This window comes from Methylobacterium oryzihabitans (assembly GCF_004004555.2).
In the GTDB taxonomy this organism is placed as follows: Bacteria; Pseudomonadota; Alphaproteobacteria; order Rhizobiales; family Beijerinckiaceae; genus Methylobacterium; species Methylobacterium oryzihabitans.
This window is the reverse complement of the sequence record NZ_SACP01000006.1, coordinates 141,301-154,423: the sequence shown is the minus strand read 5'-3', so window position 1 is coordinate 154,423 and position 13,123 is coordinate 141,301. Positions and strand designations below refer to the sequence as shown.

The 13,123-nt window shown below is 72.5% G+C and carries 14 protein-coding genes; 3 read left to right on the top strand and 11 right to left on the bottom strand.

Features of this window, described 5'->3' with window-relative positions; genetic code table 11:
- Window positions 1-35 precede the first annotated feature (35 nt).
- A complete protein-coding gene (locus tag EOE48_RS08555) occupies window positions 36-908 on the top strand; it encodes an SDR family oxidoreductase (RefSeq protein ID WP_127728376.1) in 873 nt (290 codons plus the stop codon).
- A 7-nt stretch (window positions 909-915) separates the two neighbouring features.
- Here the strand turns inward: EOE48_RS08555 and EOE48_RS08550 are convergent, their stop codons facing one another.
- The 10 genes from EOE48_RS08550 to EOE48_RS08505 are packed head-to-tail and all read right to left on the bottom strand — an operon-like array spanning window position 916 to window position 11,176.
- A complete protein-coding gene (locus tag EOE48_RS08550) occupies window positions 916-1,854 on the bottom strand; it encodes a choline kinase family protein (RefSeq protein ID WP_127728375.1) in 939 nt (312 codons plus the stop codon).
- 19 nt (window positions 1,855-1,873) lie between these two features.
- Window positions 1,874-2,824, bottom strand: coding sequence for a phosphotransferase family protein (locus EOE48_RS08545; protein WP_127728374.1), 951 nt, complete (start codon window positions 2,822-2,824; stop codon window positions 1,874-1,876).
- Window positions 2,821-4,137: a Zn-dependent hydrolase gene (locus EOE48_RS08540; RefSeq protein ID WP_127728373.1), complete on the bottom strand. Its 1,317-nt coding sequence runs from the start codon at window positions 4,135-4,137 to the stop codon at window positions 2,821-2,823. The genes EOE48_RS08545 and EOE48_RS08540 overlap by 4 nt, the downstream gene beginning before the upstream one ends.
- Window positions 4,112-4,864 carry a DeoR/GlpR family DNA-binding transcription regulator gene (locus EOE48_RS08535; protein WP_127728372.1) on the bottom strand — a complete coding sequence of 251 codons (753 nt, stop codon included), beginning with the start codon at window positions 4,862-4,864 and terminating at the stop codon, window positions 4,112-4,114. Before EOE48_RS08535 ends, EOE48_RS08540 begins: the two co-directional genes overlap by 26 nt.
- Before the next feature lie 53 nt (window positions 4,865-4,917).
- A complete protein-coding gene (locus EOE48_RS08530; RefSeq protein WP_127728371.1) occupies window positions 4,918-6,459 on the bottom strand; it encodes an amidase in 1,542 nt (513 codons plus the stop codon).
- A 56-nt stretch (window positions 6,460-6,515) separates the two neighbouring features.
- Window positions 6,516-7,241: an ABC transporter ATP-binding protein gene (locus EOE48_RS08525; RefSeq protein WP_127728370.1), complete on the bottom strand. Its 726-nt coding sequence runs from the start codon at window positions 7,239-7,241 to the stop codon at window positions 6,516-6,518.
- Between the two features lies 1 nt (window position 7,242).
- The gene (locus EOE48_RS08520; RefSeq protein WP_127728369.1) at window positions 7,243-7,989 is read right to left on the bottom strand and encodes an ATP-binding cassette domain-containing protein; all 747 of its coding nucleotides are present in this window, start codon (window positions 7,987-7,989) and stop codon (window positions 7,243-7,245) included.
- The gene (locus EOE48_RS08515) at window positions 7,986-9,056 is read right to left on the bottom strand and encodes an ABC transporter permease subunit (protein ID WP_127728368.1); all 1,071 of its coding nucleotides are present in this window, start codon (window positions 9,054-9,056) and stop codon (window positions 7,986-7,988) included. Before EOE48_RS08515 ends, EOE48_RS08520 begins: the two co-directional genes overlap by 4 nt.
- Window positions 9,053-9,919 carry an ABC transporter permease subunit gene (locus tag EOE48_RS08510; RefSeq protein ID WP_127728367.1) on the bottom strand — a complete coding sequence of 289 codons (867 nt, stop codon included), beginning with the start codon at window positions 9,917-9,919 and terminating at the stop codon, window positions 9,053-9,055. Before EOE48_RS08510 ends, EOE48_RS08515 begins: the two co-directional genes overlap by 4 nt.
- Before the next feature lie 6 nt (window positions 9,920-9,925).
- Window positions 9,926-11,176: an urea ABC transporter substrate-binding protein gene (locus EOE48_RS08505; protein WP_127728366.1), complete on the bottom strand. Its 1,251-nt coding sequence runs from the start codon at window positions 11,174-11,176 to the stop codon at window positions 9,926-9,928.
- Between the two features lie 289 nt (window positions 11,177-11,465).
- On the opposite strand from EOE48_RS08505, the gene EOE48_RS08500 reads away from it, so the two are divergent.
- Window positions 11,466-11,798, top strand: a complete 333-nt coding sequence (locus EOE48_RS08500; RefSeq protein WP_127728365.1) for a PilZ domain-containing protein — start codon at window positions 11,466-11,468, stop codon at window positions 11,796-11,798.
- A complete protein-coding gene (map, locus tag EOE48_RS08495) occupies window positions 11,795-12,547 on the top strand; it encodes a type I methionyl aminopeptidase (protein WP_127728364.1) in 753 nt (250 codons plus the stop codon). Before EOE48_RS08500 ends, map begins: the two co-directional genes overlap by 4 nt.
- A 208-nt stretch (window positions 12,548-12,755) precedes the next feature.
- On the opposite strand, the gene EOE48_RS29125 is transcribed toward map, so the two are convergent.
- Window positions 12,756-12,965, bottom strand: a complete 210-nt coding sequence (locus tag EOE48_RS29125; RefSeq protein ID WP_187371350.1) for a hypothetical protein — start codon at window positions 12,963-12,965, stop codon at window positions 12,756-12,758.
- Window positions 12,966-13,123 lie beyond the last annotated feature (158 nt).

Sequence of the window (13,123 nt, the reverse complement as noted above, 5' to 3'; positions counted from 1 at the left end):
GAGCCTCCGCCTCGCCGCCGTGCAGGGTCCCGCGCATGAATCTGTTCGTCTTCGGCCTCGGCTTCACCGCCCGGTGCTTCGTCGCGCGCGAGCGCGCCCGGTTCGGCCGGGTCGTCGCCACCACCCGCGGCACGGAGCGGACGGGCGAGGCGCCGGACGGCGTGACGATGCGTCTGTTCTCCCCCGGGGAGGCCGATCCGCGCATCGCCGACGACCTCGCGGCGAGCGACGCGGTGCTGGTGTCGATCCCCCCCGACGACGGCGGCGACCCGGCGCTCGTCCGCTACGCCGACGCGCTGGCGGCGGGCCCGGCGCGGTGGATCGGCTACCTCTCGACCATCGGCGTCTACGGCGACCAGGGCGGCGCCTGGATCGACGAGGCGACGCCGCCGGCCCCGACGCACCAGCGCACCCGCGACCGGGTCGCGGTCGAGGAGGCGTGGCTGGATTTCGGCCGGCGCACCGGCAAGGCGGTGCAGGTCTTCCGCCTGTCGGGGATCTACGGCCCGGGCCGCAACCCGTTCGTCAAGCTGCGCGAGGGACGCTCGCAGCGCATCGTCAAGGCCGGGCAGGTGTTCAACCGCATCCACGTCGCCGACATCGCGGCGACGCTCGCCGCCTCCCTCGACCGGCCGCATCCCGGCGCGGTCTACAACGTCACCGACGACGAGCCGGCGCCGCCCCAGGACGTCACCGCCCACGCGGCGGGGCTCGCCGGGCTGCCGCTGCCGCCGGAGGTCGATTTCGAGTCGGCGCCGCTCAGCCCGATGGCGCGCAGCTTCTACGGCGAGAACAAGCGGGTCCGGAATGCCCGCATCAAGGCGGAACTCGGCGTCGCCCTCGCCTACCCGACCTACCGCGAGGGGCTGGCGGCGCTGAAGGACGAGGGCGCGGCGGCGGGACCTTGAGCCTTGCTCACAGCCGCCGCAGCCACGCCGGCCAGTCGGGATGGTGGAACAGCGTGCGGGCGCGCTGGTGCTTCCACGAGCCGTACTTGTAGTAGTCGAAGTCGAGGGTCGAGACCGCCTCCTGGATCGTCGCCCAGGTCGCCCATTTGAGGTCGCCGAGGGCCTTCAGCACCTGGATGCGGGCGTCGAGGGCCGGGGTCCAGCGGCCGAAATAGGTCTCGATCATCTCGCGCTCGACCGCCTCCGGAAACGCCATCTCGTCGAACCACAGGGCGAGCTCGTAGGCGCGCTCGTTGTTCGAGGCGTATTCGAAGTCGACCAGCAGCACCCGGTCGGCCTCGTCGATGAGGAAGTTGCCGGCGAGCGTGTCGTTCATGCACGGCACGAGGTCGAGGCCCGCGGCGGTCAGCGCCGCCCTGGCCTCGGCGTAGCCGCGCATCAGGTGGGCCTGATCGGCCGGCAGCCGGCCGCCGACCGCGCGGACCTGCTCGACATGCTCGTCGATCATGTCGAAGATCGTCTTGGTGAGCCCGAGCGGGGCCGAATCGTTGAAGGCCCGCAGGGCCGTGACGGCGTTGCGGCGCACGGCCGGGCGCAGGAAGTCGAGGTTCGAGGAGGCGCGAAAACCCTCGGCGAAGGCGAAGATCTCGACCCCGTCCTCGGGCAGGTAGTCGATCACCGGGACGCCGAAGCCGCACGCCTGGGCGCGCCGGCTGGCGTCGTTGGCGGCGTCGCGGGCGATGAACATCTCAGTGCCGCGGCCCGGGACCTTCAGGAAGCAGTCGGGCTCGCCGTCGACCGCGATGCGCCAGTTGGTGTTGCTGATCCCGCCCGGCACCGGGCGGTAGCGAAGCGCCCGGCCCCGCCACGCCGGAACCCGGGCCAGGATGGCTTCGAGGGCCCGCTCGCTGTCGGTGTCGGCATCGCCGAGGGACGTCCACGTCACGCCAGATCTCCCACGCCGGTCACAGGTTCCGCAGCCACGCCTCGCACTCCCGCGCGCCCAGCGTGGTGCGGGCGTGCAGGAGCCGCCAGGTGCCGTACTTGTAGAACTCGATGCCGGTGCGGGCGGAGGTTACCGCCCGCACCACGCCCCACAGCCCCCACATCACGTCGTCGACGGCGCCGTAGAGGCGGCAGCGGTTGTAGAGGCGCTCCTCGCAGCGGCCGGCGTACCGCTCGATGCCGGCGCGGCGCTGGTCCTCGAACAGGCAGGTCTCGTTGAGCAGCGCCCCGACGTCGAACCACGGGTCGCCGTCGCCGGCGAGGTCGAAGTCGACGAGCCGCACGCCCCCGCCGCCGATCATCACGTTCGAGGCGATGCCGTCGTGGTGGCAGAAGGCGCGGTCGACCCCTGCGGCCGCCACCGCCTCGCGGATCAGGCCGGTCGCGGCGACGAGGCGCCCGGTGTCGTCGGGCAGCGGCGCCCCGACGGCCCGCGCCTCGGCGGCGAGGTTCTCGATGCGGGCGAACGGGCAGAAGCCGGCGCCGATGGGTCCTGCGGCATGCAGGCGCCGCTTGGCGTCGAGGGCCTGCCCCAGCAGGTCCGGATCCTGGAGGTCGCCGACGCGGGCCTCGCGCCAGGGCGCCGGCAGGTCGGCGAGGCCGAGCACGCCGTCCTCGTCCAGCACGACCGCCGGCCCGACCCCGAGATCCCCGGCGCGGCGGGCGGCGGCGGCGGCGTGCGGAACGACGTCGGCGGCCATGTCGGCGTGGCGGATCTTGAGGAAGACCGGGTCGCCGGTCTCGAAGGTCACCCGCACGCAGTCCGAGGCGGTGGCGCGGTGGGTCGGCGAGGCCAGCGGCGCGGCCGCGAGCGTCCAGGCCGGGCCGCGGGCGAGCCAGTCCGGCCGGCCGGCGAGCACGGCCGCGACGCGCCGGTCGAGGGCGGTGGGGCCGGGTCCGTCAGGGTTCATCGCGGGTCTCCGCTCGGGTCGCCGGCGCGATGCAAGGCCCGCACCGGATCGCCCCCGGCCCGGCACAGCCGCGCCGCCGCCCGCAGGGCCACGCGCAGGCCGGCCTCGAGGTCGGCCTCGGCAGTGAACTCGGCCTCGTTGTGGGCGACGCCGTCGCGGCTCGGCACGAAGATCAGGCCGGTCGGGCACAGGCCGAGGAGGCTGATGGCATCGTGCCCCGCCACCGTGTCCATGCGCAGGCTCGGCAACCCCTCCGCCTCGGCGCAGGCGGCGGCGAGGTCGCAGACCGCCCCGGGCAGCGGCCGGATCGGGCGCAGCGAGCGGGAGCGCACATCGACGGCGACGCCGGCCCCCGCCGCGGCGGCGGCGATCGCGGCCTCGGCCCGGGCGGTGGCGGCGGCGAGGAGGTCGTCCTCGCCCGAGCGGATCTCGACCGACAGCACCGCCTCGGCCGGCACCACGTTGGCGGAGTTCGGCGCGACCAGCAGGCGGCCGACCGAGGTGTGGACGCGGTCGGGCCAGTCGTCGGCCAGCGCCCGGACCGCGGTGATGAGCGCGGCGGCGGCGACCAGGGCGTCGCGGCGCCGCCCCATCCGGGTCGGGCCGGTATGGGCCTGCTCGCCGGTGAACACGACCTCGATCTTGGCCGCGCCCCAGTTGCGCGCGACGACGCCGATCGTCGCCCCGGCCTCCTCCAGCCGCGTGCCCTGCTCGACGTGCAATTCGAGGTAGCAGGCCGGCAGCGGCGGCGGCGCGTCGGTCCCGAGCGCCCCGATCGCGGAGAGCGCCTCGCCCAGGCTGGTCCCGGCATCGTCCCGGCACTCCAGCGCCGCCGCGGCGGCGTGATGCCCGGCATAGACCCCGCTGCCGAGCAGGCTCGGGCGGAACCGTGCGCCCTCCTCGTTGGTCCAGTTCACGACGCAGAGATCGGCGTCGAAGGCGGCTCCGGCCCGGCGCGCCCGCATCAGGTCCGCCCCGACCGCCGCCGCTGCCGCGACCCCGTAGGTGCCGTCGAAGCGGCCGGCCCGCGGCTGGCTGTCGAGGTGCGAGCCCAGCATCACCAGGGGCGCGCCGGCGGCCCCGGCGAGGGAAAAAATCCCGAACTGGTTGCCGACCGCGTCGGTGCGGATCGCCGCCCCGGCCTCGCGCAGGAAGCCGGCGAGGACAGCGCGGGCGGCGCCGTCCTCCGGGCTGGCGCACAGGCGGGTGACGCCGCCCGCCGGGGTCGCGCCGCAGGCGCAGAGGCGGGCGAACAGGGCGTGCAGATCGGCCGCCGCGGCGGCGGCGTCAGGAACAGACGATGGCGATGTCATGCTGGGCGAAGCGGTCCTGGAAGGGCGGCGGCGGCGGGCGGTCGGTGACGACGCGCAGGCGTTCGTCGAGGGCGAAGGTGCAGAGGTTGGCCTGACGGCCGAACTTGCGGGAATCGGCGAGCAGCACGGCCTCGCGCGCCTGGCCCTTCAGCACCTTGCGCAGGGCGGATTCGTGCTCCTCGTAATCCATCCAGCCATGGACGATGTCGCAGGCGGCGATGCCCATGAAGGCGATGTCGAAGAAGAACCGGCGCGCATACGCGACGGTCTCGTAGCCGACGAGGGCGTTGTCGCGCGCCCGCAGGGTGCCGGGGGTCAGGTTGATCCGGGCCGGGCCGGACCCGAGCAGCAGCGCGATGTCGATCGAGTTGGTGGTCACCGTGAGGCTGCGCCCGGCGAGCCGGCGGGCCAGCGCCAGCGTCGTGGTGCCGGTGTCGAGGAACACCGACATGCCGTCGCGGATCAGCCCCTCGGCGATCGTCCCGACCCGCGCCTTCTCGCGGGCGTTGGTCTTGCCGCGCTCCTGGAGCGGCCGGTCCTCGTCGAGGCGCAGCGGCACCGCGCCGCCGTGGATGCGTCGCAGGATGCCGCGCTCCTCCAGCGCCTTGAGGTCGCGCCGGATCGTCTCCTCGGAGACGCGCAGGAACGCGGCCACGTCCGAGACCCCGACCCGCCCGCTGCCGTTCAGGCGCGACAGGATCTCCTGGTAGCGGTGATCGGTCAGCATGGCCCGCCCCTCCCTTTCGGCGCAGGACCCTCCGGGACCGGACCCGGCCCCGGTCAGCCAGCGGCGAGAGCGGGCGCCCTCCGGTGGCGGGTGGCGGTCTCGTAGTCGTAGGCGAGGGCGAGCAGGTCGGCCTCGCTCCACAGCCGGCCGACGAGGATGAGGCAGAACGGCGCCCCCGACGCATACTGGCCGGCCGGCACCACGACGCCCGGCAGCCCCGCGATGTTGATCTCGCACACCGTCGTCTCGTGGATCGTCTCCGGGCCGTGCAGCGGCGGCAGGGTGTCGCGCATCTGCGGGAAGACCAGCGCGTCGAGGCCGTGCTCGGCCATCACCGCGTCGAAGACCGCGAGATACTGCTCGCGCGCCGCCAGGAAGTCCGACAGGTCGGGGGGCGCGAGCGGGTCGGCGAGGCAGGGCGCGAAGGCCGGGACCTCGTGCATCCAGGCGAGCACGCCGCCGGGGGCGAACGGATCCTCGGCCTTCGTGGCCGCGGCGAACTCGGCGAAGGAGCGGTAGGCGGCGTCGGGCCCGAGCCGCTGGAGATAGAGCTGGAGGTCGTGGACCACGCTCTCGATGCCGCGGGCGTCGTAATGGTCGAGGCCCGCGACCGGCCGGCCGATCGCCGCGAAGCCGCTGCCGGCGAAGGGGTCCGGCACCAGGGTGGCGCCGCGGGCGGCGATCTCGTCCTGCGCCCGCTCGTAGAGCGCCGTGGTCTCGCGCGACAGCGGGCGGTCGCGCCAGCCCGGCCCGTAGAGGCCGAGGCGGCGGCCCTGGAGCGCGTCCGGCGACAGCCGCGAGGCGTAGCCGCCCTTCGGCCGCCGGCCGATGCCCGCGACGGTCTTGGGGTCGGCGGCGGTGTAGCCGGCGAGCGCGTCGAGGGTCAGCGCCGCGTCGCGCACGCAGCGCGCCACCGGCCCGACCACGTCGCGGGTGCTGCCGGCGAGCGGCACGACGCCGGCATTGGGCACCAGCGCGAAGGTCGGCTTGATGCCGACGAGGCCCTGGGCCGAGGCCGGGTTCTGGATCGAGCCGCCGGTCTCCTCGGCGAGCCCGAGCACCGCGAGGCTCGCGGCGACCGCCGTGGCGGTGCCGGCGCTGGAGCCGCCGGGCAGCAGGTCCGGCGCCATGGCGTTGAGGGTCGGCCCGGCCCAGCTGTCGTTGGCGTGGCTGCCGGTGGCGCTGAGCACCGGCACGTTGGTCTTGCCGAGGATGATGCAGCCCGCCGCCCGCATCCGGGCGACGACCGGCGAGTCGGTCCCCGGCATCAGGTCGGTGCCGCCGGCCCTGGCGCACAGGAAGTGCCAGCCGGCGGTGGTCGGCAGGCCGGCCATGTCCATGGTGTCCTTGACCACCACCGGCACTCCGGCGAGCGGGCCCAGTTCCTCCCCGGCCGCCCGGCGCCGGTCGATCGCCCGGGCGTCGTCGAGGGCGTGCGGGTTGAGGAAGATCACCGCATTGTAGCGCGGGTTGTAGGTCGCGATCCGGTCGAGGAAGGCCTGCGCCAGGGCCTCGGCGGTGACGCCGCGGGCGAAGGCGGCGTGGACGTCGGCGACGGTCATCTCGACGAGGGCGGAGTCGAGGGCGGCATCCATCTGGGGGCTCCGGGGATGGGCGGGAGATGCGGGGGGAGAGAGGAGCGTCGGCGGGATCAGTTCATGCCGACGAACTCGTCGATGAGCGCCCGGTCGCGGGCGACCTCGGGCGGGACCTCGCGGGTGATGACGCCCTTCTGGAGAATCAGGACGCGCTCGGAGAGGCCGGCGATGCAGCCGAGATTCTGCTCGACGAGGAGGAGCGCGATGCCGCGCTCGCGGCCGATCCGCTGCAGCGTCTCGATGATCTCCTCGATGATCGAGGGCTGGATGCCCTCGGTCGGCTCGTCGAGGAGCAGGATGCGCGGGCCGCCGCACAGGCAGCGGGCCAGCGCCAGCAATTGCTGCTCGCCCCCCGACAGGGCGCCGCCGGGCCGGTCGAGATACGCCTTGAGCCGCGGGAAGGTCGCCAGGATGTCGGCGATGGTCTCGTCCTCGCTCCGGCGCGACAGCAGGCAGCCCATGCGCAGGTTCTCGCGCACGCTCAGCGCCGGGAAGATCTCGCGGCCCTGCGGCACGTAGCCGAGGCCGGCCTTGGCGCGGGCGGTGGAGCTGCGCCGCGTCACGTCCTGCCCGTCGAACCGCACGCGGCCGGCGGTGGCCGGCAGGTAGCCCATCAGGGTGCGCAGCAGCGTCGTCTTGCCCATGCCGTTATGGCCGAGGATGCCGACGAACTCGCCCTCGCGCACCGACAGCGTGATGCCGCCGAGGATCGGGATGCGGCCGTAGCCGGAATGCAGGCCCTCGACGGCGAGCAGCGGCGGGGTGGCGGGGTCGCTCATGTCAGGCCGCCTGCTTGCCGAGATAGACGTCGCGCACCCGGGAATCGGCCAGCACCCGGTCGACGCTGTCCTCGACCAGGATCCGGCCCTGGTTGAACACCGTCACGGTCTTGGCGATCATCCGGATGAACGGCATGTCGTGCTCCACCACGATCAGGGCGTGGGTGCGGTTGATCTCGCGGATCAGCGCGGCGGTGCGGTGGACCTCGTCGTGGGTCATGCCGGCGGCCGGCTCGTCGAGGAGGATCAGCTCCGGCTCCTGGGCCAGCACGGTGGCGATCTCGACCCATTGCCGCTGGCCGTGGGCGAGCTGGCCGACGAGGCTCCGGGCGATGCCGGTCAGGCCGAGGCGGGTCAGGGTCTCGTCGACGATGGCGCGGGTGCGGGCGAGGGACTTGCGCCGCCCGGCGGCGACGAAGACGTTCTCGTGCACCGACAGGCCGTTGAAGACGTTCGGCACCTGGGTCTTGATGCCGACCCCGAGCCGCGCGATGGCGTGCGGCTCGGCGCCGGTGATGTCGGTGTCGCGCAGGCGGATTGTTCCCTCGGTCGGCTTGAGCTGGCCGGTGAGGATCTTGAAGAACGTGCTCTTGCCGGCGCCGTTCGGGCCGATGAGGCAGCGCAGCTCGACCTCGCCGAGGGTGAAGTCGACGCCCGCCACCGCCGCGACGCCGCCGAACCGCATGGTGACGCCGCGGGCCTCGATCAGGGGGCGCAGGGGAGCGCCGGGGGTGATGGGGGCACTCATCGGGCTCTCTCCGTCGCGAGGGCGCCGCCGGCCTCGGGGGCGGGGCGGGACGGCGTCCGGCGCTCGATCAGGCGCAGCAGCAGGCCGCGCACCACCGGCACGAGGCCCTGGGGCACCAGCAGCACGAAGCCGACCAGCACGAGGCCGAGGCCGAGGTTGGAATCGACCACGGTCTGGCTGCCCGCCGCGATGATGAGCCACTGGATCAGCACCGCGCCGAGCATCGGCCCGACCAGGGTGCCGAGCCCGCCGACCAGCACGTAGATGATGACCTGGGCCGACATCGACAGGCCGAACACCGTCGGGCTGATGAAGCCGCCCCAGTTGGCGTAGAGGCAGCCGGCGAGGCCCGCGACCCCGGCGGCGATCATGAAAGCGAGGAGCTTGTAGAGGCGCGGATCGTAGCCGATGAGCTGGGCCCGGGTCTCGTTCTCGCGGATCGCGACGACCACCCGGCCGAACCGGCTCGCGAGCACGGCGCGCAGCAGGACGTAGGCGAGGACCAGCGCCCCCATGGCGGCGTACCACAGGCCGTCGTTGTCGAGCGGCTCGTCGGGATGGCCCGGCAGGTTGAGCGCGGGAATCGCCGGGATGCCGTTGAAGCCGCCGAGCTCGGCCGCGCCGATCCGGTACTGGCTGCCCGAGGTGGCGTTGACGAGCTGGAACAGGATCACCGAGACGGTGAGCGTGATGACGCCGATATAGGCGTCGCTGATCCGGCCGTAGAACATGAAGTAGCCGAGCAGGCCGGCGAACAGCATCGGCACCACGATCGCGATCAGCACCGGCAGGGTGCTGTCGCCGAGGTTGATGACCGAGACCGCGTAGGCGTAGCCGCCGAGCCCGAGGAAGGCGGCCTGCCCGAACGACATCACCCCGGCGAAGCCCCAGACGAAGCCCTGCGACAGGCCGAACATCGCCAGCGCCGCGAAGCCCGTGCACTGCACGAGGCCGAACGTGTCGAGGGTGCGGGGCGCGCCGAACAGGATCGCGAGCCCGAGGGCGAGGGTCGCCAGAAAGCCGAGCAGGGACAGGCCCACGGCCGGCGATGGACGGGAGGGGGTCATAGGCTGCGCCTCAGGTAGCGGCCGGTGATGCCCTGGGGCAGGACCCGGATCAGCAGGATCGCGGCAGCGAGCAGCGCCACGTCGCCGATGACCGGCGTGGTCTTGAACGAGACGAGTTCGTTGATGGTGCCGAACAGGCCCGACGCGAGGCCGGTGCCGGTGATGATCGCCGGCCCGCCGCCGAGCACCGTGATGAAGGCGCGGGCGATGTAGGCCGCGCCCATCGCCGGCGAGACGCCGGAGATCGGCGCCAGCACCCCGCCGGCGAGGCCGGCGAGGGCGGCGCCCAGCGCGAAGGTCGCCATGTAGATCCGGTTCGGCGCCACCCCGAGCGCCGCCGCCATGCGCGGGTTCTGCATCGTGGCCCGCAGGATCAGGCCGAACTTCGTCAGCCGCAGCAGCAGGAACATGCCCACGAGGGCGGCGAGCGCCGCCGCCACGATGACGAGGCTGTACAGGCTCGCGCCGTAGCGGCCGATGTCGAAGCTGCCGACGGGGGTCGAGACCCCGCGCACGACGTTGCCGTAGAGCGTGGTGACGAGCCCGATCAGCCCGAGGCTGACGCCCCAGGTGGCGAGCATCGTGTCCATCATCCGCCCGTAGAGGAAGCGGATGACGGTGCGCTCCAGGACCAGCCCGATCAGCCCGACCACCAGCGGCGGCAGGACCAGCATGGCGACCCAGATGTTCACGCCGGCCCCGCTCGCCATCACGGCGGTGTAGGCGCCGAGCATCATGAACTCGCCGTGGGCGAGGTTGATGATCCGCATCATGCCGTAGATCACCCCCAGCCCGAGGGTGATGAGCACGAGCGTCGCGATGCCCGTGACGACGTTGAAGGCGAGCAGGCCGGCGAGGTCCATCCCCGGTCAGCCCTTCATGTCGGGAGTGAACTGCTTGTTCATGCGCGGGTTCTTGACGAGGTCGCAGGCGCCGCCGGTATCGGCCGGGAACGAGTTCGGGAAGGTGGCGAGGATCTCCCACTTCCGGTCCTTGGGCCGGGCGAGATAGGTGTTGCGGATGGTGTGGTGGGTGCCGGGATCCATCGTGACCTTGCCGGTCGGCGAGTCGATGGTGATGCCGGTCTCGAGGGCGGCCACGACCTTGTCGCGCTCGACCGAGCCGGCCTTCTTCACCGCCTCGGCCCAGAACATGATGCCCTCGTAGGTGGCGGTGCACAGCTCGCTGAGGTCGGTGACGTCGGCGCCGAACTTCGCCTGCATGCCGGAGACGAACGCCTTGCTCGCCGGCGTGTCGAGGTCGTTGTACCAGCCGTAGCAGGTGATGATGCCGTTGGTGGTCGAGGTGTCCATCGTGGTCAGCTCGTCGCCGAGGCCGAACACGCTCGACGCGAGCGGGATCTTCGCCTTCATGCCGGCGGCGTCCCACTGGCGGTAGAAGCCCGAATGGTTGGCGCCCACCAGCGCAGACAGCACGAGCTCGGGCTGGGCCTGCTGGATCCGGCTGATCGCCGAAGAGAAGTTGGTGACGTCGAGGGGGAAGAAGTCGGTGCCGGCGACCGAGCCGCCGCCGTCCTTCATGAACTTCGTCATCCAGCTCGCGGTGATGTGGCCGTAATTGTAGTCGGCCGCGATGATGTAGGCCTTCTTGCCCCAGTTCTTGAGCCCGTAATCGACGATGTGGTTGACGGTCTGGGCCGGGGTCGAGCCGGTGCAGAACACGTTGCGGTCGCAGACGCCGCCCTCGTACTGGGTGTTGTAGAAGTACAGGGTCTTGGAGCGGCCGAAGATCGGGCGGATCGCCTCGCGCGAGGCCGAGGTGATGCCGCCCTGGATGACGTCGACCTTGTCCTTGAGGGCGAGCTGCTGGGCGTACTGGGTATAGAGCTGCATCGTCGACTGGGTGTCGTAGGCGACGAGCTGGATCGGCCGGCCGATGAGGCCGCCGGCCTTGTTGAGGAGTTCGACCGCGTACTCGGTCGTCTCGATCATCCGCTTGCCTTCGAGGCCGAGCGCGCCCGAGCCGTCGAGCAGGCTGCCGAGCTTGATCGGCTCGGCGGCGAGCCCGTTGCGGGCGACGAACGGCATCGCGACGGTGCCGGCGGCCGCCGACAGCCCCAGCCTCAGCGCCTGACGGCGGCTCCACCCCCCTTGGGTCATCGGCATCACTCCTGTGTCGGCTCGGGTCGGACGTTCGGTCGCCGGCGGGGGCCGGCCGCCCCGCTCCTTCAAGTTCGATGCCAACAAATCCCACAGATCGGACATCGCCCCGCCTCGCTCGCCGAGTGCCGTGCCGCTGGGCAGGCTGTGCGTCGGCTGACCAGGGCCTGCACCGAAAACCCACAATCCGGTCACGATCCCACATCCCGCCGCGGCCGGGCCCGGCCTCGACGCCGCGCCCGTCCGGCTCTAGGGTTCGCCATCGACCGCCAGGACACGCGCCGCACCGATGAGCCGCCCCCCAGGGACCCAGGGGTCCGCCCCGCCCCGGGCGCGCCCGGATGCCCGCACGCCGGAGCTGCGCGCCGTGCGCCGCCGGCGGGTGCTGCAGCAGGGCCGCATCGTGCTCGGCCCCGACCGGCTGCTCGCCTGCACGGTGAGCGACCTGTCGCCGGCCGGCGCCCGGCTCCTGGTGCCCGGCGACGTCGCGCTGCCCGAGCACTTCGACCTGATGATCGCGGCGCACGACCTGCGCCGCTACCCGGCCCGCCTGCGCTGGCGGCGCGGCGACGTCGCGGGCGTGACCTTCGCGCCGGAGGCCCCGGGAGAGGACGCACCATGACGGTGTCGAGCGACGACGAGCTGACGGCGCTGAAGCGGATCGGGCGCATCGTCGCCGACGCGCTGGAGGCGATGGGCCGGGCGATCGAGCCCGGCATGACCACCGGCGACCTCGACCGGATCGGGCGCGCGGTGCTGGAGGCGGCCGGCGCGCGCCCGGCGCCGGAACTGGTCTACGGCTTTCCCGGGGCGACCTGCATCAGCGTCAACGAGGAGGTCGCGCACGGCATCCCGGGCGAGCGCCGGATCGCGCCGGGCGACCTCGTCAACATCGACGTCTCGGCCGAGAGGGACGGCTACTTCGCCGATACCGGGGCCTCGTTCGCGGTGCCGCCGGCCACCCGCGCGGTCGAGCGGCTGTGCCGGGACGGGCGCCGGGCGCTGTGGACCGGGCTGCGGCAGGTCGGCAGCGACCGGCCGCTGGCGGGGATCGGCCGGGCCGTCGGCGATTTCGCACGCAGGAACGGCTACACGCTGGTGCGCAACCTCGCCAGCCACGGCGTCGGCACGGCGCTGCACGAGGAGCCGACCGAGATCGCGACCTGGCCCGACGCCGCCGAGCGCCGGCGGATGCGCGAGGGCATGGTGCTGACGGTCGAGCCGTTCCTGTCGCTCGGCGCCGAGTTCGCCGAGGACGGCGACGGGCCGTGGACGCTCTACAGCCGCCCCCGCGCCCTGACGGTCCAGTACGAGCACACCGTCGTGGCGACGCGCAACGGGCCGCTGGTCCTGACCATGCCGGGGCGCTAGAGCGCTTCACGATCGCGTTGCAATCGCGAATCTCTCTAGGTCTTTGATTTTGCCGCATTTTCTTCGACGAACCGGTATCCACTTCGTCGGAAAATGCTCTAGGCCGCCGTCGCCGGAGCATCCGGGATTCCGTCGTTTCATACGATTTCCGATTGATCGCTCGGCGATCCCTGCGGGATCGCTGTCGCGATGCGGAAATCGGCTTCGCTCAGGTGTGTGGAGCCTTCGGCTCCACCGCGCGGGCTGGTGATACGGTTTTCGGAACTGATCGTCCGAAAACCGTATCATACGAAATCCGATCGATGGCTTCGGGCGATCCTGCGGGATCGCTTTCGCGATGCGGATTTCGCATGACGATCCGGTGCCGGAAGCTGTCGTTCGCGACCATCGTCACCGCGATGGTGCAGGACGGCAGCATCGTCCGCCGGTGCGAATCCTCGCGCGCAAGTCCTCGGATCTCGGTCGGGCCTCTGAAAATACACGTATCGGTTGTTTTTTCGATCTCGGGCCGGCGCGGGGGCGGCAAGATTGCACGGCGCCGAAGGCCGCGCTCCTCCGGTCCAGCCTCATCATGCA

Coding starts and splice junctions, on each gene's coding strand:
- EOE48_RS08555 (WP_127728376.1), top strand. CDS start 36: ATGAATCTGTTCGTCTTCGGCCTCGGCTTCACCGCCCGGTGCTTCGTC.
- EOE48_RS08545 (WP_127728374.1), bottom strand. CDS start 2,824: ATGAACCCTGACGGACCCGGCCCCACCGCCCTCGACCGGCGCGTCGCG.
- EOE48_RS08540 (WP_127728373.1), bottom strand. CDS start 4,137: ATGACATCGCCATCGTCTGTTCCTGACGCCGCCGCCGCGGCGGCCGAT.
- EOE48_RS08535 (WP_127728372.1), bottom strand. CDS start 4,864: ATGCTGACCGATCACCGCTACCAGGAGATCCTGTCGCGCCTGAACGGC.
- EOE48_RS08530 (WP_127728371.1), bottom strand. CDS start 6,459: ATGGATGCCGCCCTCGACTCCGCCCTCGTCGAGATGACCGTCGCCGAC.
- EOE48_RS08525 (WP_127728370.1), bottom strand. CDS start 7,241: ATGAGCGACCCCGCCACCCCGCCGCTGCTCGCCGTCGAGGGCCTGCAT.
- EOE48_RS08520 (WP_127728369.1), bottom strand. CDS start 7,989: ATGAGTGCCCCCATCACCCCCGGCGCTCCCCTGCGCCCCCTGATCGAG.
- EOE48_RS08515 (WP_127728368.1), bottom strand. CDS start 9,056: ATGACCCCCTCCCGTCCATCGCCGGCCGTGGGCCTGTCCCTGCTCGGC.
- EOE48_RS08510 (WP_127728367.1), bottom strand. CDS start 9,919: ATGGACCTCGCCGGCCTGCTCGCCTTCAACGTCGTCACGGGCATCGCG.
- EOE48_RS08505 (WP_127728366.1), bottom strand. CDS start 11,176: ATGACCCAAGGGGGGTGGAGCCGCCGTCAGGCGCTGAGGCTGGGGCTG.
- EOE48_RS08500 (WP_127728365.1), top strand. CDS start 11,466: ATGAGCCGCCCCCCAGGGACCCAGGGGTCCGCCCCGCCCCGGGCGCGC.
- map (WP_127728364.1), top strand. CDS start 11,795: ATGACGGTGTCGAGCGACGACGAGCTGACGGCGCTGAAGCGGATCGGG.
- EOE48_RS29125 (WP_187371350.1), bottom strand. CDS start 12,965: ATGCTGCCGTCCTGCACCATCGCGGTGACGATGGTCGCGAACGACAGC.